The sequence below is a fragment of the Stutzerimonas stutzeri genome (assembly GCF_038561965.1).
In the GTDB taxonomy this organism is placed as follows: domain Bacteria; phylum Pseudomonadota; class Gammaproteobacteria; order Pseudomonadales; family Pseudomonadaceae; genus Stutzerimonas; species Stutzerimonas stutzeri_AA.
Genome location: NZ_CP139348.1, coordinates 4,257,436 through 4,277,055 on the forward strand (window position 1 = coordinate 4,257,436; position 19,620 = coordinate 4,277,055).

The following is a 19,620-nucleotide window of genomic DNA, read 5'->3' on the forward strand; positions in this document are numbered from 1 at the left end:
CCATGCTTCAGCAAAATCGGGTTCAGCACATTCTCGTCGCCCACGATCTCAGCCCGGACGCCGATCTCGCCCTGCAGCGAGCCGCCCGGCTGGCGCGCGAGACCGGCGCCCGCATCAGCCTGCTCTACGTGCTTGATGAGCGCGACGCCGAGAGCGACGAGCAGCAGGCACGCACACTCCTGCAACAACGCTTGCAGCAGAACGCGCTGAGTGGGTCCGAACCCTGGATTCGCCGCGGCCAGCCGGTGGAGGAGATCCTCACGCAAGCTGCGGGCCTGGAGGCCGACCTGCTGATCCTCGGCCGCCATCACAAGCGGTCGGGCCAGGGCTTCGCCGGAACCACGCTGGAACGCATCATGCTGGAAAGCCCGGCGCCGATGCTGCTGGCGATCACCCCGGACGCCCCGTACCAACGTGCAATGGCCGCACTGGACTTCTCCCGTTGCGCCACCCGCGCCATGCAGTACGCCTGGGCACTGCTCGGTGATGGCGCCGAGCTGCATGCGCTGCATGTACACGAAATGGCCGAGGTACATGGCCCCGATCATGAGGGCCTGGCGCTGCAGCAGGAACTGTTCGATCAGTTGATCGAAGACATCCGCCAACAGTTGCCGGACACCGGGGCACTGCTTAGCTACAGCCTCTATCAGGGCGAACGCAGCAACTGCATGGAGGCCGCCTTGCGTGACCTGCAACCGCAACTGCTGGCCCTGGGCAGCCACAGCCGCGGCGAAATGAGCAGCGCGCTGCTCGGCAGCCTGGCACGGCAATTTCTCGACAACCCGCCCTGCGACCTTCTGATCGCCCGCTAGCCCCCTGGCGCGCCCATCCAAGGGCGCGCGCCAGACTCGATGCGTGACCGTCAGGTTGCGCCCCGCAAAAGCCCTGCTACGTTTAGAGCCAGAACAACAATAAGAAGAAGACGCCCATGTGCATCGCTTCGACTCGTTTCTGGTTCCGCTTTTCAGCACCCGAATTTCTGACGTTCCACGACGAAGTGGCGCCCCGCGCACGCTTGCGTTCGCCGTACGGACCTCAAAGCCAGCCCGCTGGACTCAGCCAGCCGGCAATCAGCATTACGCGCCTGACCACCCGCCCAGCTTTCCCCTAACCCGCCCATACGGACCGCTTCGCATGGGGCGAGCCCGTATGCCGAGCAAACCGTGCAAGGAGATACGCATGAAGCTTTCAGCAATCGCAGCGGCAACCCTGACGGCCGTGGTCGCCGTCCCCGCCTCGGCGGAAATTTCCGACGGCAAGGTAAAGATCGGCATTCTCAACGACCAGTCGGGCGTGTACGCCGACTTCGGCGGCAAGTGGTCGTTCGAGGCAGCGAAGATGGCTGCAGAGGACTTCGGCGGCAAGGTACTCGACGCGCCCATCGAGATCGTCACCGCCGATCACCAGAACAAGCCGGACATCGCCTCCAACATCTCGCGGCAGTGGTATGACCGCGAGCAGGTCGACGCGATCATGGAGCTGACCACCTCCTCGGTGGCGCTGGCGGTACAGGGCATTTCCAAGAGCAAGAAAAAGATCAACCTAGTGACCGGTGCCGCCACCACCGAACTGACCGGCAAGCAGTGCTCGCCCTACGGTTTCCATTGGGCCTATGACACTCACGCGCTGGCGGTCGGCACTGGCGGCGCGCTGGTGTCCCAGGGTGGCGACAGCTGGTATTTCCTCACGGCCGACTATGCCTTCGGTTATTCACTAGAGGAGCAGACCGGCAAGTTCGTCAAATCCAAGGGTGGCGAGGTCAAGGGCGCGGTGCGTCATCCACTGGCCAGTACCGATTACTCATCATTCCTGCTGCAGGCGCAATCCTCTGGAGCCAAGGTCATCGGCCTGGCCAATGCCGGCCTGGATACCGCCAACAGCATCAAGCAGGCCGCCGAGTTCGGCATTGTCGCCAGCGGGCAACGCCTCGCCGCCTTGCTGTTCACCCTCGCCGAGGTCCATGGCTTGGGGCTAGACGCCGCCCAGGGATTGACCCTGACCGAAAGCTTCTACTGGGATCGCGACGACCAGTCCCGCGAGTTCGGCGAGCGCTTCTTCAAGCGCACCGGGCGTATGCCGAACATGGTCCATGCCGGCACCTACTCCGGCGTCATGCAGTACCTCAAGGCGATAGAGAAGGCCGGCACCGACGCCACCGAGCCAGTGGCCAAGGCGATGCACGAGATGCCAGTGGACGACGTCTTCGCGCGCAACGCCAAGGTCGGCGCCAATGGCCGGCTGATCAGCGATGTCTACCTAATGGAAGTGAAGAAGCCCGAGGAAAGCAAACGCGCCTGGGACTACTACAAGGTGCTGGCCACCGTGCCGGGCGATGAGGCCTATATCAAGCCAGCCGACAGCGGCTGCGATCTGGTCGGACAGTGAGCATGGCGGCTGCCCAAGGCATCATCGGCAGCGGGCCGGGCGCCGACGGGGACACACCGGTCATGCTCTCGGCGCGTGGCCTGCGCAAGGAGTTCGGCGGCTTCGTCGCGGTCAACGATGTCGATCTGGACGTGCGCCACGCACGGGTGCACGCCCTGATCGGCCCCAACGGCGCGGGCAAGACCACGGTGTTCAACCTGCTGACCAAGTTCCTACAGCCCACCAGCGGAACCATCCGCCTGCTCGACCATGACATCACCCGCACCGACCCGGCCAAGGTGGCGCGCATGGGCCTGGTGCGCTCGTTCCAGATATCGGCGGTGTTCCCACATCTGTCGGTACTGGACAACGTGCGCGTCGCCCTGCAACGCCCGGGCGGCCTGGCCACGCAATTCTGGCTGCCGATGCGCTCGCTCAATCGGCTCAACGAGCGCGCCATGCAGCTGATCGAGTCGGTCGGCTTGGCCGACAAGCGCAACGAGTTGGCGGCCGATCTCTCCTACGGGCGCAAGCGCGTGCTGGAAATCGCCACCACCCTGGCGCTGGAGCCCAAGGTGCTGCTGCTGGACGAACCCATGGCCGGCATGGGCCACGAAGACGTGCACGTGGTGGCCGAGATCATCCGCGAGGTCGCCACCCAACGCGCAGTGCTGATGGTCGAGCACAACCTCAAGGTCGTCGCCGACCTTTGCCATCAGGTCACGGTGCTGCAGCGCGGCGAAATCCTGACCTCCGGCGACTACCGCACGGTCAGCCAGGACGAGCGCGTACGCGTGGCCTACATGGGGACCGACGATGACTGAACCACTGCTCAGCGTGCGCGACCTCAACGCCTGGTACGGCGAAAGCCATGCCCTGCACGGCATCGACCTCGACGTGCACCAGGGCGAAACGGTAACCCTGCTCGGCCGCAACGGTGTGGGCAAGACCACTGCGCTGCGTTCGATCGTCGGCATCATCCGCAAGCGGAGCGGCAGCATCCGCTTCGACGGCAAGGACATGCTGCGCGTACCGCTGCACCGCACCGCCCGCCACGGCATCGGCTACGTGCCGGAGGAACGCGGCATCTTTTCCACCCTCACCGTCGAGGAGAACCTCACCCTGCCACCGGTGGTCGCCAAAGGCGGCATGACCCTGGCGGAGATCTATCAGTTGTTCCCCAACCTCGAAGAGCGGCGCAAGAGTTCCGGCACAAAGCTCTCCGGTGGTGAACAGCAGATGCTGGCGATGGCGCGCATCCTGCGCACGGGCGCCAAGCTGCTGCTGCTCGACGAACCCACCGAAGGCCTGGCGCCGGTGATCATCCAGCGCATCGGCGAGGTCCTGCAGACGCTCAAGCAACGCGGCATGACCATTCTGCTGGTGGAGCAGAATTTTCGCTTCGCCAGCAAGGTCGCCGACCGTTTCTATGTGGTCGACCACGGCAAGGTCATCGACACCTTCGACGTCAGCGATCTGCCCGGCCGCATGACCATGCTCAACGAAGCCCTGGGGGTCTGATGACGACGATTTTCGATGTGCCGATCCAGGCCTTTCTCGGCCAGCTGCTGATCGGCCTGATCAACGGCTCGTTCTACGCCATGCTCAGCCTGGGCCTGGCGATCATCTTCGGCATGCTGAAGATCATCAACTTTGCCCACGGCGCGCAGTACATGATCGGCGCCTTCGCCGGCTACCTGCTGCTGGCCACCCTCGGCATCGGCTACTGGCCGGCGCTGATCCTTGCGCCAATCATCGTCGGCCTGTGCAGCGCGGTGATCGAGCGCCTGGCGCTGTCGCGGCTGTACAACCTCGACCACCTCTACAGCCTGCTCTTCACCTTCGGCCTGGCGCTCGCCCTGGAAGGCGCGTTCCGCTACTTCTATGGCTCCTCCGGGCAGCCCTACGCGGTGCCGAAAGAGCTCGCCGGCGGCTACAACCTGGGCTTCATGTTCCTGCCCAAATACCGCGCCTGGGTGGTGCTGGCCTCGCTGGTGATCTGCATCGCCAGCTGGCTGCTGATCGAAAAGACCAAGCTCGGCGCCTACCTGCGTGCCGCCACGGAAAACCCGACGCTGGTGCGCACCTTCGGCATCAACGTACCGCTGCTGCTGACCTTCACCTACGGCATGGGCGCGGCGCTGGCCGGCCTGGCCGGCATGCTCGCCGCGCCGATCTACCAGGTCAGTCCGCTGATGGGCTCGAACCTGATCATCGTGGTGTTCGCCGTGGTGGTGGTTGGTGGCATGGGCTCTATCCTCGGCGCCATAATCACCGGCTACATGCTGGGCATTCTCGAAGGGCTGACCAAGGTGTTCTATCCGGAGGCCTCCAACATCGTGATCTTCGTGATCATGGCGATCGTGCTGCTGGTGCGCCCGGCCGGGCTGATGGGGAGGGACGCCTGATGAACAGCCAGATAAACGTCACGCCGACCACCAAACGCCCGCTGCTGCGCCTGGAAACCGTGCTGATCCTCGTCGGTGTGCTCGCGCTGGCCTTGGCGCCGTTCTACTTCTATCCGATTTTCCTGATGAAGGTGCTGTGCTTCGCTCTCTTCGCCTGCGCCTTCAACCTGCTACTCGGCTACACCGGCATTCTCTCCTTCGGCCATGCGGCGTTCTTCGGCGGCGCCGCCTATTTCACCGCCCATGCGGTCAAGGAATGGGGGCTGCCGCCGGAGCTGGGCATTCTGGTCGGTGTTGCCGGCGCGGCGTTTCTCGGGCTGATCATCGGCTTTCTGGCGATCCGCCGGCAGGGCATCTATTCCACGATGATCACCTTGGCGCTGTCGCAGATGTTCTTTTTCTTCTGCCTGCAGGCCTCGTTCACCCATGGCGAAGATGGCATCCAGAACATCCCGCGCGGCCACCTGTTCGGCTTCATCGACCTGGAAGAACCGCTGTACATGTACTTCTTCGTACTCTCGGTGTTCCTCGCCGGCATGCTGCTGATCTGGCGCGTGATTCACTCGCCGTACGGCATGATCCTGCGCTCGATTCGCGAGAACGAGAACCGCGCCATCTCGCTGGGCTATTCGGTGTCGCGCTACAAACTCGGCGCCTTCGTCATGTCCGCCGCCCTGGCGGGGCTGGCCGGCGGTTTGAAGGCGCTGGTGTTCCAGTTCGCCACGCTGACCGACGTCAGCTGGCAGATGTCCGGCGAGGTGGTACTGATGACCCTGCTCGGCGGTATCGGCACGCTGGTCGGGCCGGTATTCGGCGCAGCGCTGGTGACCACGCTGGGCAACTACTTCGCCACCTCGGAGTTACCGGTGACGCTGGTCACCGGCATCATCTTCATGGTCTGCGTGCTGGTGTTCCGCCGCGGGATGATCGGTGAATTCTATGCGTCAAGACTGGGCAAGAAGCTGGAGCGGCGCACTGACGACTGAGGCTGCCAGGCGCAACTCCGGTCAGGTTCAGCCGTGCGCTTCGAGCAGATCATGCAGCTCGACGAACTGCTGGCTCAGCTTGTGCCGCGGGTCCAGGTAGACCAGCGGCGTACAGGCCTGGTGCGACTCGCGCATCTTCACCGAGCTCATCAGGTAGACCGGCAGCACTGGCAGCCCTTCGCTCAGCAATTCATCGATCATCTGCTGAGGCAGCGCAGCCCGTGGCTGGAACTGATTGACCACGATGCCCTCGACCTCGAGCGTCTCGTTGTGGTCGTCCTTCATCTCCTCGATCTCGTCCAGCAGGCTGTACAGCGCCTGACGGGAGAAACTGTCGCAGTCGAAGGGGATCAGGCAGCGGTCCGCCGCTATCAGCGCTGAAACGGTGTAGAAATTCAACGCTGGCGGGGTGTCGAGGTAGATGCGGTCGTAGTCTTCAGCAAGGCCGTCGAGCAATTTGCGCAGCTTGTTGATCTTGTGCTTGGCCTCCAACTTGGGCTGCAGGTCGGCCAACTCCGCCGTGGCACTGATCAGATGCAAGTGATCGAAGGCCGTTTCAAGGATTGGCGGGCGCGCCTTCTTGCCAGCCGTGCCGCCAGCGAGGATCTGCTTGAAGAAGTCGGCAATGCCGGTGGGGATCGCGTCGCCGGTCAGCCCTGTCAGGTAGTGCGTGGAATTGGCCTGGGCGTCCAGATCCACCAGCAGCGTGCGGTAGCCCTGCGATGCACTGACCGCTGCCAGGTTGCAGGCGATGCTCGACTTGCCGACACCGCCCTTCTGATTGAACACGACCCTGCGCATGACTCGATCCTCGAAAACCCTGAGCGGTCGAGTCTATACGGCAAATGTGACGGCCAGGTTAAGCGCAGCGGCAAACCCGACCAAAGTCAGACGGCAACGGGTGCCTTGATGTGCGGATGCGCTTCGTAACCGACCAGTTCGAAGTCCTCGAAGCGGAAGGCAAACAGGTCCTTCACCTCGGGATTGAGCTTCATGGTCGGCAACGGCAGCGGCTCGCGCGTCAGCTGCAGGTCGGCCTGTTCGAGGTGGTTGGCATAGAGATGGCAGTCGCCGCCACTCCAGATGAACTCGCCCGGTTGCAGATCGCAGACCTGCGCCACCATCAGCGTCAGCAGCGCGTAACTGGCGATGTTGAAAGGCACACCAAGGAAAATGTCGGCCGAGCGCTGGTACAGCTGGCAGCTGAGCTTGCCGTCGGCAACGTAGAACTGGAACAACGCGTGGCACGGCGGCAATGCCATCTGTTCGACCAGAGCCGGGTTCCAGGCCGAGACGATCAGGCGACGCGAGTCCGGATTCTTCTTGATCATCGCCAGCAGGTTCGAAATCTGGTCGATGGATTCACCATTCGGCGCTGGCCAGGAGCGCCACTGATAGCCGTACACCGGGCCCAGCTCGCCGTTCTCGTCGGCCCACTCATCCCAGATGCGCACGCCGTTTTCCTTCAGGTACTTGATGTTGGTGTCGCCCTGAAGGAACCACAGCAGCTCGTGGATGATGGATTTGAGATGGCACTTCTTGGTGGTGATCAGCGGGAAGCCGTCGGCAAGGTCGAAGCGCATCTGATGGCCGAACACGCTGTAGGTGCCGGTGCCGGTGCGGTCGGTCTTGAAGGTGCCGTGGTCGCGCACGTGGCGCATCAGGTCGAGATACTGTTTCATCGATTGGCTCGAAGCAGGCGCCGAAGCGCGGTGAAAAAAGGCTGCGCGAATAGTAAAAGCCCTGGGCCCACTTGTCGCCATTGCGGCGACAGGCAGGCCTTCGGACTCAGGCCGGAGCCCGACTGGCGTCGCGGCGATAACCCCAGGCGATCATTCCCGCGCCGAGCAGCACCATCGGCACGCAAAGCACCTGCCCCATGGTCAGCCAGCCGAACGCCAGATACCCCAGCTGCGCATCCGGTACGCGGACGAACTCAACGATGAAGCGGAAGATGCCGTAGCACACCGCGAACAGCCCGGACACCGCCATGGTCGGCCGTGGCTTGCGCGAATAGAGCCAGAGGATGACGAACAGCGCGACACCTTCCAGGGCGAACTGATAGAGCTGCGACGGGTGCCGCGCCAGCTGCTGCGGATCGGTCGGAAAAACCATCGCCCAAGGCACATCGGTGGCCTTGCCCCACAGTTCGGCATTGATGAAATTGCCGATGCGCCCGGCACCCAAGCCGATCGGCACGAATGGCGCGATGAAATCCATCAGCTCGAAGAAGCTCTTGCCGTTGCGCCGGGCGAAGATCCAGCTGCACAGCAGCACGCCGATCAGCCCGCCGTGGAACGACATGCCGCCCTTCCACACCTGCAGGATCAGGCTCGGCTGATTGATGTAGGCCGCCAGGTCATAGAACAGCACGTAACCCAGGCGCCCGCCGACGATCACGCCCATGGCCACCCAGAACACCAGATCGGACAGTTTGTCCTTGGGCCACTCGGGGGCGAAGCGTTGCACCCGCAGCGAGGCCAACCACCAGGCGCCGCCGATGCCGATCAGGTACATCAGGCCGTACCAGTGAATCTGCAAGGGACCGATGGCGATGGCCACCGGATCGATCTGCGGATAGGGCAGCATCCGTTACTCCTCAAACCAGAAAATTGATGCCGACGCTCAGCAGCAGCAGAGCGAACAGCCGTTTCAGAACCTTTGCCGACAGGCGATGCGCCAGCTTTGCACCCAGCCGGGCGGAAAACATGCTTGTCGCGGCGATACCGAGCATGGCCGGCAGATAGACGAAGCCCAGGCTCCAGTCCGGCAGCTGCGGCTCATCCCAACCAACCACCATGAAACTCAACGCCCCGGCGATGGCAATCGGCAGGCCGCACGCCGCTGATGTCGCCACGGCCTGCTGCATCTGCACGCTGCGCCAGGTCAGATAGGGCACCGACAGCGATCCGCCGCCGATGCCGAAAATGGCCGATGCCCAGCCGATCACCACGCCAACCAGTGATAGCTCTGGTCGTCCAGGCGCTTGGCCGGTGGCCTTGGGTCGCAAATCGAACCCCATCTGCACCGCCATCGCCAGGGCAAACACACCGATGATCTTCTGCAGCATCGGGCCCTGGATCGCCGCCGCGGTCAGGCTGCCGAGGGCTGCGCCAAGCAGAATACCGAAGGTCATCCACAGCACCATCGGCCAGCGCACCGCTCCCTTGCGGTGGTGGGTGAGAATCGAATTGACCGAGGTGAAGACAATCGTGGCCAGCGACGTCCCGACGGCCAGGTGAGTAAGAATCTCCTGGGAAAACCCCTGGGCGCTGAAACTGAATACCAGCACTGGCACGATGATCAGCCCTCCACCCACACCAAACAGCCCGGCCAGCACTCCGGCAAAGCCGCCCAGCAGCAGATACAGCAGAAACTCCATGTGCCCCGTCCCGGCGAAACAAAGCGGCATGTTAGCGGAAAACCCGCGCGGGAGGCTCGCCCGGATACGCGCACCGGCAGACGCACAGCCCGCCCGGCGGTGGCTCAGGTAAGTGCTACGCCTGTACTCTTGTGGGTCTGGCCAAGAGAGTAGATTTCCATGTGCCTGATCGTCTTCGCCTGGCGCCCGGACCACACCCAGCCACTGGTGGTCGCGGCCAACCGTGATGAATTCCACGCTCGACCCAGCCAGCCCCTGGGACATTGGGAGGACGCGCCCTGGGTCATCGCCGGGCGCGACCTGCAGGCCGGCGGCACCTGGATGGGCATCACCACCGGTGGACGCTTCGCCGCGCTGACCAACATCCGAGCGCCGGGCCAGCCGACCGCCCTGCGTTCGCGCGGCGAGCTGCCGGAACGTTTTCTACGCGCAGAACTGCCGCCACCGGAATACATTGCCAAAGTGGCCGAGCGTCATGGCGACTATGCCGGTTTCAATCTGCTGGTCGGCGATCATCAATCGCTGTGGCATTTCAATTCGCATAGCGGCATGGCGACCGCCCTTGAAGCTGGCGTGTATGGATTGTCCAACGCTGGCCTGGACACGCCGTGGCCGAAGCTCAAGAAGGCCCGCGCCGCGCTGGCAGCCGCGCTCGACCAGCCAGACACCTCGCGCCTGCTCGCCCTGCTCGCCGACCCGCAGCCGGCCGCCGAGCATGAACTACCGCAGACAGGCGTTCCGCTGGAGTGGGAGCGGCGGTTGTCGAGCATCTTCATCGTCAGCCCCGAATACGGCACGCGCGCCAGCACAGCGCTGATCCGCCATGCCGACGGCGCGCTGGATGTTCTGGAGCGTAGTTTTGGTCCGTACGGGCCGTCAGGCGAGGTGCGCTACCGCCATCCGCCGCGCGGCTGAACGTGCTCAGACGGCGGCGGACGGGTTGATCAGCTTGTCCAGTCCCAGGTTGCGCAAGGTCAGCTGAACCGTACTGTGGATCACCTGCGGGCTATCGAGAAGCATGACCCGCGCGAGCAGCTGCTGGGCGGTATCCAAGCTGATCTGGCGCAGCAGCCATTTCACCTTGGGCAGGTTGGTGGCGTTCATCGACAGGCTGTCGAAGCCCATCGCCAGCAACAGCACGGCCGCGGCCGGGTCGCCCGCCATCTCGCCGCAGATACTCACCGGTTTGCCTTCGCTGTGCGCTTCCTTGACCACCCGTTGCAGCGCTTCAAGCACGGCGGGGTGCAGATAATCGTAGAGATCAGCGACGCGTGGGTTGTTGCGATCGACCGCCAGCAGATACTGGGTCAGGTCGTTGGAGCCGACCGAGATGAAGTCGACCTGGCGTGCCAGCTCGCGGGTGAGATATACCGCCGCCGGCACCTCGATCATCACGCCCACCGGAGGCATAACCACATCCAGACCTTCGTCGCGCACTTCGCACCAGGCGCGATGGATCAGGTGCAGCGCCTCTTCCAGCTCGCCGATGCCGGAAATCATCGGCAGCAGAATGCGCAGGTTATCCAACCCGGCGCTGGCCTTGAGCATGGCGCGGGTCTGCAGCAGGAATATCTCGGGGTGGTCGAGGGTAACGCGGATACCGCGCCAGCCGAGGAACGGATTCTCTTCCTTGATCGGGAAGTACGGCAGGCATTTGTCGCCGCCGATATCGAGGCTGCGCATGGTCACCGGCAGCGGATGGAAAGCTTCCAGCTGCTCGCGGTAGATCGCCATCTGCTCCTTCTCGCTGGGGAAGCGCTCCTTGATCATGAACGGCACTTCGGTGCGATACAGGCCAACACCCTCGGCACCGCGCTCCTGCGCGCGCACCACGTCGGCGAGCAGACCGGTATTCACCCACAGTGGGATGCGATGGCCGTCGATGGTCTCGCAAGGCAGTTCGCGCAGAACATCAAGGCCCTCGGAGAGCTGGCGCTCCTGCTCAGCGAGCACCTCGTACTGCTCGCGCAGCACCTTGCCCGGGTTGGTGATGATCTCACCGCGGTAACCGTCGACGATCAGCTCGATGCCGTCGACCTTGGAATACGGCAGGTCCACCGCACCCATCACCGTGGGAATGCCCATCGCGCGCGCGAGAATGGCGACGTGCGAGTTGCTCGAACCGAGTACCGAAACCATGCCCACCAGCTTGCCTTCGGGCACTTCGCCGAGCATCGCCGGCGACAGCTCCTCGCTCACCAGGATGGTCTTGTCGGGGTAGGTCAGGGTCTGCTGGCGAGCTTCCTGCAGATAGGCAAGCAGGCGCCGGCCGATATCCTTTACATCCGAGGCACGCTCACGCAGGTAGGCGTCGTCCATCATCTCGAAACGCCGCACGTGCTCGCTGACCACTTGCCGCAGCGCGCCCTGCGCCCATTGCCCGGTGCGGATCACCTTGGTCACTTCACCGCCCAGGGCCGAGTCGTCGAGCATCATCAGATACACATCGAACAGCGCGCGCTCTTCCTTGCGCATCTGGGTGGCGAGCTTTTCCGAGAGGTTGCGCATGTCCGCGCGCACGGCTTCCAACGCGGCCTCGAACAGCGTCAGCTCGGCGTCGATATTGTCGATATGCTTGTCTGGTACTACATCCAGATCGGCCGGCGGCAGCACCACCAGCGCGGTCCCGACACCAGCCCCGGGCGCGCCGGGAATGCCGATGAAGCGGGTTTCCTGAATGCCTTTTCCCTGCCGGCCGAGGCCGCGGATCGAGCCGGTCGCCTCGGCATGGGCAATGACCCCGGCGAGCTGGGCGCTCATGGTCACCAGGAAGGCTTCTTCGCCCTCGTCGAACTGACGGCGTTCCTTCTGCTGGATGACCAGTACACCCATCACCCGTCGATGGTGAATGATCGGCGCACCGAGAAAGGAGGCGTAGCGTTCCTCGCCGGTTTCGGCGAAATAGCGGTAGCGTGGGTGTTCCGAGGCGTGTTCGAGGTTGAGCGGCTCTTCGCGGGTGCCGACCAGGCCGACCAGGCCTTCGTTGGGCGCCATGCTGACCTTGCCGATGGCGCGCTTGTTGAGACCTTCGGTGGCCATCAGGACGAAGCGTTCGGTCTCCGGATCGAGCAAATAGACCGAGCAGACCTGGCTACCCATGGCCTCCCTGACTCTCAGCACGATGATGCCCAATGCCGCCTTGAGGTCCCTGGCGGCATTCACTTCCTGGACAATCTTGCGCAGCGTACCGAGCATGCTCAGAGGCTTTCTCCCCGAATCTCAGTCCCGCACCGGTAGACGCGGTGCGAGCTCTTTAAGTGCGCGACGATAGACCTCGCGCTTGAAGGTGACCACCTGCCCCAGCGGATACCAATAGCTGACCCAGCGCCAGCCGTCGAACTCCGGCTTGCCGGTCAGGTCCATGCGCACACGCTCTTCGGCGCTGGTCAGGCGCAGCAGGAACCACTTCTGTTTCTGTCCGATGCACAGCGGCTGGCTGTGGGTACGCACCAGACGCTGCGGCAGACGATAGCGCAACCAGCCTCGAGTGCAGGCGAGGATCTTCACATCCTGCTCTTCCAACCCGACTTCTTCGTTAAGTTCGCGGAAAAGCGCCTCTTCCGGGGTCTCACGAGCATTGATCCCACCTTGCGGGAACTGCCAGGCGTCCTGATTGATCCGCCTGGCCCACAGCACCTGACCGACATCGTTGGTCAGGATGATGCCGACATTCGGGCGAAAACCATCGGAATCGATCACGGCATACAACCTCGCAGACGCATGTCGCGGCATTGTTCCACAAAACCGCAATAAGCCGAAAGCGCGGCAAGCCGCCATTCGGCACGTGCCTGCCTGCGCGGCGAAAGGCCGTGGAGGCTGCGCCAAGGCCGCCCTAGCCGTTATGCTTGGCGCTGTCCTGACCAACCTGAGGAAATCAACCGTGCGCCTGGCTCTATTCGATCTCGACAACACTCTGCTGGCCGGAGACAGCGACCATGCCTGGGGCGAATACCTCTGCCAGCGCGGCATCGTCGACGCGACCCACTACAGGGCGCGCAATGATGCCTTTTACCAGGACTACCTGGCCGGCAAGCTCGACGTGCATGCCTATCAGAATTTCTGCCAGGAACTGCTCGGGCGCAGCGAAATGTCGCAACTGCAGGAATGGCATGACGAATTCATGCGCGAGCACATCGAACCCATCGTGTTGAGCAAGGGTGAGGGGCTGCTGCGCCAGCATCTGGAAGCCGGTGACAAGGTGGTGATCATCACCGCCACCAACCGCTTCATCACCGGGCCGATCGCCGCGCGCCTGGGCGTCGATACGCTGCTGGCGACCGAATGCGAGATGCGCGATGGACGCTATACCGGCCGCCTGACCGATATCCCCTGCTTCCAGGAAGGCAAGGTCCAGCGCATAGAGCGCTGGCTCGCCGAAACCGAGCAGTCCCTCGAAGGCAGCTACTTCTATAGCGATTCGCGTAACGACCTGCCGCTGCTGCAACGCGTGACCCATCCGGTGGCAGTGGACCCCGATCCGGTGCTGCGCCAGATCGCCACGGAACGTGGCTGGCAGATCATCTCGCTGCGCTGAAGCGGCAACTCGGCAGCGGCGCCGACTAGGCGCCCTTGCTGACCATCAGGTAGAAGATCGCCACGAACGCGATGAACGCCGGCCAGCCCAGGGCGAACCACCAACGCATGTAGCGGAAGGTCTCCGGCGGCAGTGGCGTGCCGTCGCGCAGTGCCTGCTCGGCCAGCTTGTGCACGCGGATCTGCAGCCACACCACTGGCAGCCAGCAGGCGCCCGCCAGCACGTAGAGGCCGATGCTCCACAGCAGCCAGGGCTGGCTGAGTTCGAAGCCGGCCAGATGCACCAAAGCCAGGCCGGTCAACGGCTGGAGTACGGCGGTGGTGGCAGTGAATGCCCAGTCGGCGAACACCAGATGGCGGAACGTCACCGCGATGACCTCTACCCGGCCGCTGCGCCAGGCACGCCAGCTGTAGTAGGCCGAGCCCAGCCCGGTGCCGAACAGGATGGTTGCCGAGAGGATATGCAGTGTCTTGAGCAGCAGGTACAGACTCATCGCGCGCCTTTGTCCAGTGAGGGTTCGGTCAGCCAGAGCCAGAGCGTGGCGACCAGCAGTACCAGATTCTTGCCCACCGCAGCGAACGGGTCGAACCAGTAGTGCGGTAACCACAGGCTGATGATGACCATATAGCCGAGCATCAGACCAATTTGCGCAAGCAGGGCTATGCGCCGCCAGCGGCGCCACAGCAGGCCGAGCCCGAGCAGCGCATCGAGCAGCGCCCCGCCGACGATCGAGGCCGAGGCCATGGCGCCGTGCACGCCCAGCTGCGCCATGATCTCCAGCCCCCAGTCGCGACCTGGACCCAGACAGACCACGGCCGTTCCCAACCAGATGATCGTCAGCGCCAGCAGCATCAGTGTACGCATCGTCGCCGCCACGCTGTCGGCGCGCCGGGGCCAGCCGTCGAGTCGACTATGCAACGGCGCTGCGCGGTAGCCACAAGCGGCCGCAAGCGGTTCGGCGGCCGCGAGATTGTCGCGTGCCGCCAGCTGCACGGTCTGCCTGTTCAATGCGCGCCAACCCAGGCGGTCGCCCAGACCAGCCAAGGGTCGCAGCAGCATTCGCGGCAGCGCCAGGTAGCGTGCCGGACTCCAGCCCTGTGCCTGGCGCAGCAGGTCGAGCAGCTGCGGCACACTCATCGCCTCCGGCCCCACCAGCGGCAGCACGGTGGGATGGGTCGGCCATCGGCGCAGCAATGCGAGTACCGCGGCGACCAGGTCATCGATATGCAGCGGCTGCGCCCGCGCACGGGTATCGAGCAACGGAATCAGCGGCCAGGGCGAAAGCCGCATCAGCCAGGCGCTGCTGGCTCCTCCCGCCCCCAGGACCAGCGAGGGACGCAGGACGACGGCGGAGACACCGAGACCGAGCAGGTACTCATCGGCAGCGGCCTTGCTGGCAAGGAAAGGCACATCGGCTTGCTCGCCAGCTCCGAGCGCGGAAAATTGCAGGATGCGGGCATTGCCGGCAGCGGCCAGGTCGAACAGGCGCCGCGCGCCCAGGTCTTGCGCCCTGGCCAGCCGCCCGGCATCGCTGTCGAGCAGACCGGTGGCGTTGATCAGCAGATCGATGTCGGCAGGCCAGACGAAGCTGTCCGACTCCAGGGCCAGGCGCTCCAGATCGAGCGCGAGCCAGCGAACGCCGGGCAACTGTGGCCCGATACCCGAACGGGAAGTGGCGACGACCTCGTGGCCGTCGGCAAGCAGGCTGCGCAGCAGGTGGCGGCCGATAAAACCGCTGGCGCCTGCTAGCAGGACGCGCATCAGGCCGGCTTGGCGCCCATCAGGGCAGTGATTGCGATCAGTACGACCAGCACCAGTACAGCGTAGATACCGGCATTACGCGCAGCGGTGGCATTGCCCGGCGCCTGCCAGGCACTGAGACGGCCAGCCAGCAGAAGCACCAGTGGAATCAGCACGAGGAACAGTACGGAACTGGCCAGCAGCCAGAGTTGGCCCAGCGGCCAGCCGGCCAGATGCGTCAGCCACCAACCGGTCACCGGCAGCGACAGACCGATCACGGCGAGCAGCGGCAGCGACAGCCGCCGGGTGCGCTGCAGTTTGCGTTGCAGCACGGCCTCATCGCCGCCGCGTCCGGCTTTCCACAGCATGATCAGGTGCACGATTACGCCCAGCAGCAACAGCACTGCAGTGGCGCCATGCACGATTCGTAGGCTCAGATAATGTTCCATTCGCAGTCCTTTATGTCTGTTCAGCCGAGAAACAGCTTGTAGGCCGGATTCTCGCTTTCGTCCCAGTAGCGGTAGCCGATATTGTCCAGCGCCGCCGGTACCAGATGGCGCTCGTCCGCCGGCACCTGCAGGCCCACGACCACCCGGCCATCGGCGGCGCCGTGGTTGCGGTAGTGGAACATCGAGATGTTCCAGCGCCCGCCAAGCTTGTTGAGGAAGTTGAACAACGCACCGGGCCGCTCGGGAAACTCGAAGCGCAGCACCATCTCGTTGCTGACCCCGGCCGCATGGCCACCGACCATGTGCCGCGTGTGCAGCTTGGCCAATTCGTTGTCGGTCAGGTCGAGTACCGGGAAGCCCTTGTCGCGCAGCCCTTGTACCAGCGCGGCGCGCGGGTCGTTTTCCGGATGCGTTTGCACGCCGACGAAGATGTGCGCCTCGCGGTCGGTGTTGTAGCGATAGTTGAATTCGGTGATCTGGCGTTTGCCGATCGCCTCGCAGAAGGCCTTGAAGCTGCCCGGCTGCTCAGGGATGGTGACGGCGATGATCGCCTCACGTTTCTCGCCCAGCTCGGCGCGCTCGGCGACGTGGCGCAAGCGGTCGAAGTTGACGTTGGCGCCCGAGTCGATACCGACCAGCACCTGGCCGCTGATGCCTTCGCGCTCGACGTACTTCTTGATTCCCGCGACGGACAACGCACCGGCCGGTTCGGTGATCGAGCGGGTGTCGTCGTAGATGTCCTTGATCGCCGCGCAGATCTCGTCAGTGCTGACGGTGATGACCTCATCGACATAGTGCCGGCAGATCTCGAAGGTGTGCTGACCGATCTGCGCCACTGCCACCCCGTCGGCAAACAGCCCGACCTGCGGCAGCACCACGCGCTCGCCCGCGGCCATGGCGGCCTGCAGGCAGTTGGAGTCATCCGGCTCGACGCCAATCACCTTGGTCTGCGGGTAGAGGTATTTCACGTAGGCGGCGATTCCGGCCGCCAGGCCGCCGCCGCCCACCGGGACGAAGATCGCGTCGATCGGCCCCTGGTGCTGACGGAGGATCTCCATCGCCACGGTGCCCTGACCGGCGATCACATCGGGGTCGTCATAGGGATGGATATAGACGTAGCCCTTCTCTTCCACCAGCTTCAGCGAATAGGCCAGCGCTTCGGGAAAAGCGTCGCCGTGCAGCACAACCTTGCCGCCGCGAGCGCGCACGCCCTGCACCTTCAATTCGGGTGTGGTGCGCGGCATGACGATGGTCGCCTTGATGCCCAGCTGCTTGGCCGCCAGCGCAACGCCCTGGGCATGATTGCCAGCCGATGCCGTGACCACACCGCACGCCAGTTCCTCGGGCGAGAGCTGCGCCAGCTTGTTGTAGGCACCGCGAACCTTGAAGGAGAACACCGGCTGCAGATCCTCGCGCTTGAGCAGAATCTGGTTGCCAATGCGCTCGGAAAGCTGGCGAGCAGGCTGCAGCGGAGTTTCGATGGCGACGTCGTAGACGCGGGAGGTGAGGATCTTCTTGACGTAATGTTCGAGCATTCTGGCTGTCTTGGCGGGCAGTGCGGGGGAACGACGAGTCTACCCCTGCACCGCCCCCGGCGACCACCGGCAATCCGCGACGCCCTCGGCGACGGCAGCGCACAAGACCCGCCGCCGGCTGAAGGCTATAATCCGCGCCTCGTCTTTCCCGCCCGGATTTCCCCATGACCCAGGATCAGCTCAAGCAGGCCGTCGCTCAGGCCGCCGTCGACCACATCGTCCCGCACCTCAGCGATCGCAGCATCGTCGGCGTGGGCACCGGCTCCACTGCCAACTTCTTCATCGACCTGCTGGCCAAGCACAAGGGCTTCTTCGATGGCGCCGTGGCCAGCTCCGAAGCCACCGCCGAGCGCCTGAAGCAACATGGCATTCCGGTCTACGACCTGAACTCGGTCAGCGAACTGGAGTTCTATGTCGACGGCGCCGACGAAGCCAACAAGCACCTCGAGCTGATCAAGGGCGGTGGCGCAGCGCTGACCCGCGAGAAGATCGTCGCCGCAGTGGCCAAAACCTTCATCTGCATTGCCGATGGCAGCAAGCTGGTCGAACAGCTGGGCGCCTTCCCGCTGCCGGTGGAAGTGATTCCGATGGCGCGCAGTCATGTCGCGCGCGAACTGGTCAAGCTCGGCGGCGATCCGGTCTACCGTGACGGCGTGGTGACCGACAACGGCAACGTCATCCTCGACGTGCACAACCTGATGATCGGCTTCGCCCCGGAGCTGGAAGGCAAGATCAACGATATCGTTGGCGTGGTCACCAACGGCCTGTTCGCCATGCGCCCGGCCGACCTGCTGCTGCTCGGCACAACGGACGGGGTACAGACGCTCAAGCGCTGATACGCCAGGGCGAAGCGCAACGGCGCATCGCCCAGTTGGCGACTACGCTGTGATGAGCTGTGTCGATCCGGCGCAGCTCATCACAGGAGGTGTTGCCATGTCCGGCAAGTTCCAGTTGAAGCGCGCCAGCAATGGTCAGTTCCATTTCAATCTGCTGGCCAGCAACGGCCAGGTCGTGCTGTCCAGCGAGCAGTACAAGGCCCACGCCTCAGCGCTCAACGGCATCGACTCGGTACGCAAGAATGCCGTGCGCGAGCATGCCTTCGAGGTCAAGGAATCCAGCAACGGCAAGTTCTACTTCGTGCTCAAAGCGAGTAACGCTCAGGTCATCGGCCAGAGCCAGATGTATGCCAGCCTGCACAGCGCCGAACAGGGTTGCGATTCGGTTCGCCGTCACGCTCCGAATGCCGCCCTGCAAGATGAAAGTGCCGCACCGGTTGCCTGAGCGGCTACCCAGCCGGGTGGTCGCAGCGGTACCCGATCACCTGGCCTGCTTGCGGAATACGTAGAAGAGGTTCGGCTCGCTGACCAGATAGAGCGTGCCGTCCGGCCCCATCGCCATCCCTTCCGCCTGCGGCACATTGCTGTGCAATCCATGCCTGCCGGCACTCAGCGACAGGCTGCTCAGCGGTTGCCCCTTGTTATCCAGTTCCACCACCAACCGCGACTCGTCGGACAGCGCCAGCAGATGCCCGGTCTGCTCGTCGAACTGCAGGCTGGAGAGGTCGCGCACGAATAGGCGGGCATCGTGTTCATTGATATGCACCGACGGCGTCGGCTCGGCGAAGGGAAATCCGGAGATTTCGTAGATGCGCACCGGGTCGCGCTCCTTGGCAACGAACAGGCGCTTGCCTGCCGTATCGTAGGCCAGCCCTTCGAAGCCCTTGTTGCCATTGAGGTCGATGCCCAGCGACAGCTGCTGGGCCTGCGCCGAGTCGATGACCGTAGTTTGCTCATTGACCTCGACGCGCAGCAGGCGCTGTCGGCGCTCGTCGCTGATCACGTAGACGCCTTCTGAAATGTATTCGATGGCCTCCGGGTCACCGAAACCCAGCAACGGGATCGCGCGCAGCAGCTCGCCTTCCAGACTGAGCTCCAGCCAGTGCGGCTTGCCATTGGTGACGGCGATCAGGCTGTTGCGGTCCGGATCGAAGGTCAGTGCCGAGAGATCGTCATCTACCCCGCTGACCACCTTGCCCTGAATCGTCACCTGGTAATCGGGCAGCCACAACGAGGCGTCCCTGCCCAGTTCACCCTGATGCCACTGATTAAGATGGAACCAGCCACGCTCGAACAGGCGGTAATGAACGCCGGCGGCAATTGCCAGCAGCAACGCCACGCCGACCAGCGCCGCCAGGATGAATTTCAACGCACGCATAACGCCCA

21 protein-coding genes are annotated in these 19,620 nt (G+C 63.9%); 10 read left to right on the plus strand and 11 right to left on the minus strand.

Annotated elements, in window-relative coordinates; all coding sequences use genetic code 11:
* Window positions 1-2 precede the first annotated feature (2 nt).
* From SM130_RS19715 to SM130_RS19740, 6 genes are all read left to right on the plus strand, one after another.
* A complete protein-coding gene (locus SM130_RS19715; RefSeq protein ID WP_102826356.1) occupies window positions 3-812 on the plus strand; it encodes a universal stress protein in 810 nt (269 codons plus the stop codon).
* Window positions 813-1,179: 367 nt separating this feature from the next.
* The gene (locus tag SM130_RS19720) at window positions 1,180-2,385 is read left to right on the plus strand and encodes an ABC transporter substrate-binding protein (RefSeq protein ID WP_102826357.1); all 1,206 of its coding nucleotides are present in this window, start codon (window positions 1,180-1,182) and stop codon (window positions 2,383-2,385) included.
* A gap of 2 nt (window positions 2,386-2,387) precedes the next feature.
* The gene (locus SM130_RS19725) at window positions 2,388-3,188 is read left to right on the plus strand and encodes an ABC transporter ATP-binding protein (RefSeq protein ID WP_102826358.1); all 801 of its coding nucleotides are present in this window, start codon (window positions 2,388-2,390) and stop codon (window positions 3,186-3,188) included.
* Complete coding sequence (locus SM130_RS19730) at window positions 3,181-3,885, plus strand: ABC transporter ATP-binding protein (protein WP_102826359.1); 705 nt, start codon at window positions 3,181-3,183, stop codon at window positions 3,883-3,885. Before SM130_RS19725 ends, SM130_RS19730 begins: the two co-directional genes overlap by 8 nt.
* Window positions 3,885-4,772, plus strand: a complete 888-nt coding sequence (locus SM130_RS19735) for a branched-chain amino acid ABC transporter permease (protein ID WP_013981555.1) — start codon at window positions 3,885-3,887, stop codon at window positions 4,770-4,772. Before SM130_RS19730 ends, SM130_RS19735 begins: the two co-directional genes overlap by 1 nt.
* The gene (locus SM130_RS19740) at window positions 4,772-5,758 is read left to right on the plus strand and encodes a branched-chain amino acid ABC transporter permease (protein WP_102826360.1); all 987 of its coding nucleotides are present in this window, start codon (window positions 4,772-4,774) and stop codon (window positions 5,756-5,758) included. The genes SM130_RS19735 and SM130_RS19740 overlap by 1 nt, the downstream gene beginning before the upstream one ends.
* 27 nt (window positions 5,759-5,785) lie before the next feature.
* On the opposite strand, the gene SM130_RS19745 is transcribed toward SM130_RS19740, so the two are convergent.
* The 4 genes from SM130_RS19745 to SM130_RS19760 form a co-directional block, all read right to left on the minus strand.
* Window positions 5,786-6,559, minus strand: coding sequence for a ParA family protein (locus SM130_RS19745; protein ID WP_102826361.1), 774 nt, complete (start codon window positions 6,557-6,559; stop codon window positions 5,786-5,788).
* A gap of 86 nt (window positions 6,560-6,645) precedes the next feature.
* On the minus strand, window positions 6,646-7,440 hold the full coding sequence (locus SM130_RS19750; RefSeq protein ID WP_102826362.1) for a thymidylate synthase: 795 nt from the start codon (window positions 7,438-7,440) through the stop codon (window positions 6,646-6,648).
* A gap of 106 nt (window positions 7,441-7,546) precedes the next feature.
* Complete coding sequence (lgt, locus tag SM130_RS19755; RefSeq protein WP_102826363.1) at window positions 7,547-8,347, minus strand: prolipoprotein diacylglyceryl transferase; 801 nt, start codon at window positions 8,345-8,347, stop codon at window positions 7,547-7,549.
* A gap of 10 nt (window positions 8,348-8,357) precedes the next feature.
* Window positions 8,358-9,140, minus strand: coding sequence for a sulfite exporter TauE/SafE family protein (locus SM130_RS19760; protein WP_102826364.1), 783 nt, complete (start codon window positions 9,138-9,140; stop codon window positions 8,358-8,360).
* Window positions 9,141-9,299: 159 nt separating this feature from the next.
* On the opposite strand from SM130_RS19760, the gene SM130_RS19765 reads away from it, so the two are divergent.
* Window positions 9,300-10,055 carry an NRDE family protein gene (locus tag SM130_RS19765; RefSeq protein ID WP_102826365.1) on the plus strand — a complete coding sequence of 252 codons (756 nt, stop codon included), beginning with the start codon at window positions 9,300-9,302 and terminating at the stop codon, window positions 10,053-10,055.
* A 6-nt stretch (window positions 10,056-10,061) separates the two neighbouring features.
* On the opposite strand, the gene ptsP is transcribed toward SM130_RS19765, so the two are convergent.
* Together ptsP and SM130_RS19775 are read right to left on the minus strand one after the other, a co-directional pair.
* Entirely contained in the window at window positions 10,062-12,335 is a 2,274-nt protein-coding gene (gene ptsP / locus SM130_RS19770) for a phosphoenolpyruvate--protein phosphotransferase (RefSeq protein WP_102826366.1), read from the minus strand.
* Between the two features lie 24 nt (window positions 12,336-12,359).
* Window positions 12,360-12,839, minus strand: coding sequence for an RNA pyrophosphohydrolase (locus SM130_RS19775; RefSeq protein ID WP_015278517.1), 480 nt, complete (start codon window positions 12,837-12,839; stop codon window positions 12,360-12,362).
* Between the two features lie 181 nt (window positions 12,840-13,020).
* Here SM130_RS19775 and SM130_RS19780 point away from each other — a divergent pair, with 181 nt between their 5' ends.
* On the plus strand, window positions 13,021-13,674 hold the full coding sequence (locus SM130_RS19780; RefSeq protein WP_102826514.1) for an HAD family hydrolase: 654 nt from the start codon (window positions 13,021-13,023) through the stop codon (window positions 13,672-13,674).
* A gap of 25 nt (window positions 13,675-13,699) precedes the next feature.
* Here the strand turns inward: SM130_RS19780 and SM130_RS19785 are convergent, their stop codons facing one another.
* The 4 genes from SM130_RS19785 to ilvA are packed head-to-tail and all read right to left on the minus strand — an operon-like array spanning window position 13,700 to window position 17,398.
* Window positions 13,700-14,167: a DUF2269 family protein gene (locus SM130_RS19785; RefSeq protein WP_102826367.1), complete on the minus strand. Its 468-nt coding sequence runs from the start codon at window positions 14,165-14,167 to the stop codon at window positions 13,700-13,702.
* Complete coding sequence (locus SM130_RS19790) at window positions 14,164-15,435, minus strand: SDR family oxidoreductase (protein ID WP_102826368.1); 1,272 nt, start codon at window positions 15,433-15,435, stop codon at window positions 14,164-14,166. The genes SM130_RS19785 and SM130_RS19790 overlap by 4 nt, the downstream gene beginning before the upstream one ends.
* On the minus strand, window positions 15,435-15,863 hold the full coding sequence (locus SM130_RS19795; RefSeq protein ID WP_102826369.1) for a DUF2269 family protein: 429 nt from the start codon (window positions 15,861-15,863) through the stop codon (window positions 15,435-15,437). Before SM130_RS19795 ends, SM130_RS19790 begins: the two co-directional genes overlap by 1 nt.
* Window positions 15,864-15,883: 20 nt before the next feature.
* Window positions 15,884-17,398, minus strand: a complete 1,515-nt coding sequence (ilvA, locus tag SM130_RS19800; protein WP_256044934.1) for a threonine ammonia-lyase, biosynthetic — start codon at window positions 17,396-17,398, stop codon at window positions 15,884-15,886.
* Window positions 17,399-17,562: 164 nt separating this feature from the next.
* Between ilvA and rpiA the strand changes: the two genes are divergently transcribed.
* Window positions 17,563-18,234: a ribose-5-phosphate isomerase RpiA gene (gene rpiA / locus SM130_RS19805; protein ID WP_102826371.1), complete on the plus strand. Its 672-nt coding sequence runs from the start codon at window positions 17,563-17,565 to the stop codon at window positions 18,232-18,234.
* 97 nt (window positions 18,235-18,331) lie between these two features.
* A complete protein-coding gene (locus tag SM130_RS19810) occupies window positions 18,332-18,679 on the plus strand; it encodes a YegP family protein (protein WP_102826372.1) in 348 nt (115 codons plus the stop codon).
* A 36-nt stretch (window positions 18,680-18,715) separates the two neighbouring features.
* Here the strand turns inward: SM130_RS19810 and SM130_RS19815 are convergent, their stop codons facing one another.
* Window positions 18,716-19,612: an SdiA-regulated domain-containing protein gene (locus tag SM130_RS19815; RefSeq protein ID WP_102826373.1), complete on the minus strand. Its 897-nt coding sequence runs from the start codon at window positions 19,610-19,612 to the stop codon at window positions 18,716-18,718.
* Between the last annotated feature and the right edge of the window lie 8 nt (window positions 19,613-19,620).

Coding starts and splice junctions, on each gene's coding strand:
- SM130_RS19715 (WP_102826356.1), top strand. CDS start 3: ATGCTTCAGCAAAATCGGGTTCAGCACATTCTCGTCGCCCACGATCTC.
- SM130_RS19720 (WP_102826357.1), top strand. CDS start 1,180: ATGAAGCTTTCAGCAATCGCAGCGGCAACCCTGACGGCCGTGGTCGCC.
- SM130_RS19725 (WP_102826358.1), top strand. CDS start 2,388: ATGGCGGCTGCCCAAGGCATCATCGGCAGCGGGCCGGGCGCCGACGGG.
- SM130_RS19730 (WP_102826359.1), top strand. CDS start 3,181: ATGACTGAACCACTGCTCAGCGTGCGCGACCTCAACGCCTGGTACGGC.
- SM130_RS19735 (WP_013981555.1), top strand. CDS start 3,885: ATGACGACGATTTTCGATGTGCCGATCCAGGCCTTTCTCGGCCAGCTG.
- SM130_RS19740 (WP_102826360.1), top strand. CDS start 4,772: ATGAACAGCCAGATAAACGTCACGCCGACCACCAAACGCCCGCTGCTG.
- SM130_RS19745 (WP_102826361.1), bottom strand. CDS start 6,559: ATGCGCAGGGTCGTGTTCAATCAGAAGGGCGGTGTCGGCAAGTCGAGC.
- SM130_RS19750 (WP_102826362.1), bottom strand. CDS start 7,440: ATGAAACAGTATCTCGACCTGATGCGCCACGTGCGCGACCACGGCACC.
- lgt (WP_102826363.1), bottom strand. CDS start 8,347: ATGCTGCCCTATCCGCAGATCGATCCGGTGGCCATCGCCATCGGTCCC.
- SM130_RS19760 (WP_102826364.1), bottom strand. CDS start 9,140: ATGGAGTTTCTGCTGTATCTGCTGCTGGGCGGCTTTGCCGGAGTGCTG.
- SM130_RS19765 (WP_102826365.1), top strand. CDS start 9,300: ATGTGCCTGATCGTCTTCGCCTGGCGCCCGGACCACACCCAGCCACTG.
- ptsP (WP_102826366.1), bottom strand. CDS start 12,335: ATGCTCGGTACGCTGCGCAAGATTGTCCAGGAAGTGAATGCCGCCAGG.
- SM130_RS19785 (WP_102826367.1), bottom strand. CDS start 14,167: ATGAGTCTGTACCTGCTGCTCAAGACACTGCATATCCTCTCGGCAACC.
- SM130_RS19790 (WP_102826368.1), bottom strand. CDS start 15,435: ATGCGCGTCCTGCTAGCAGGCGCCAGCGGTTTTATCGGCCGCCACCTG.
- SM130_RS19795 (WP_102826369.1), bottom strand. CDS start 15,863: ATGGAACATTATCTGAGCCTACGAATCGTGCATGGCGCCACTGCAGTG.
- ilvA (WP_256044934.1), bottom strand. CDS start 17,398: ATGCTCGAACATTACGTCAAGAAGATCCTCACCTCCCGCGTCTACGAC.
- rpiA (WP_102826371.1), top strand. CDS start 17,563: ATGACCCAGGATCAGCTCAAGCAGGCCGTCGCTCAGGCCGCCGTCGAC.
- SM130_RS19810 (WP_102826372.1), top strand. CDS start 18,332: ATGTCCGGCAAGTTCCAGTTGAAGCGCGCCAGCAATGGTCAGTTCCAT.
- SM130_RS19815 (WP_102826373.1), bottom strand. CDS start 19,612: ATGCGTGCGTTGAAATTCATCCTGGCGGCGCTGGTCGGCGTGGCGTTG.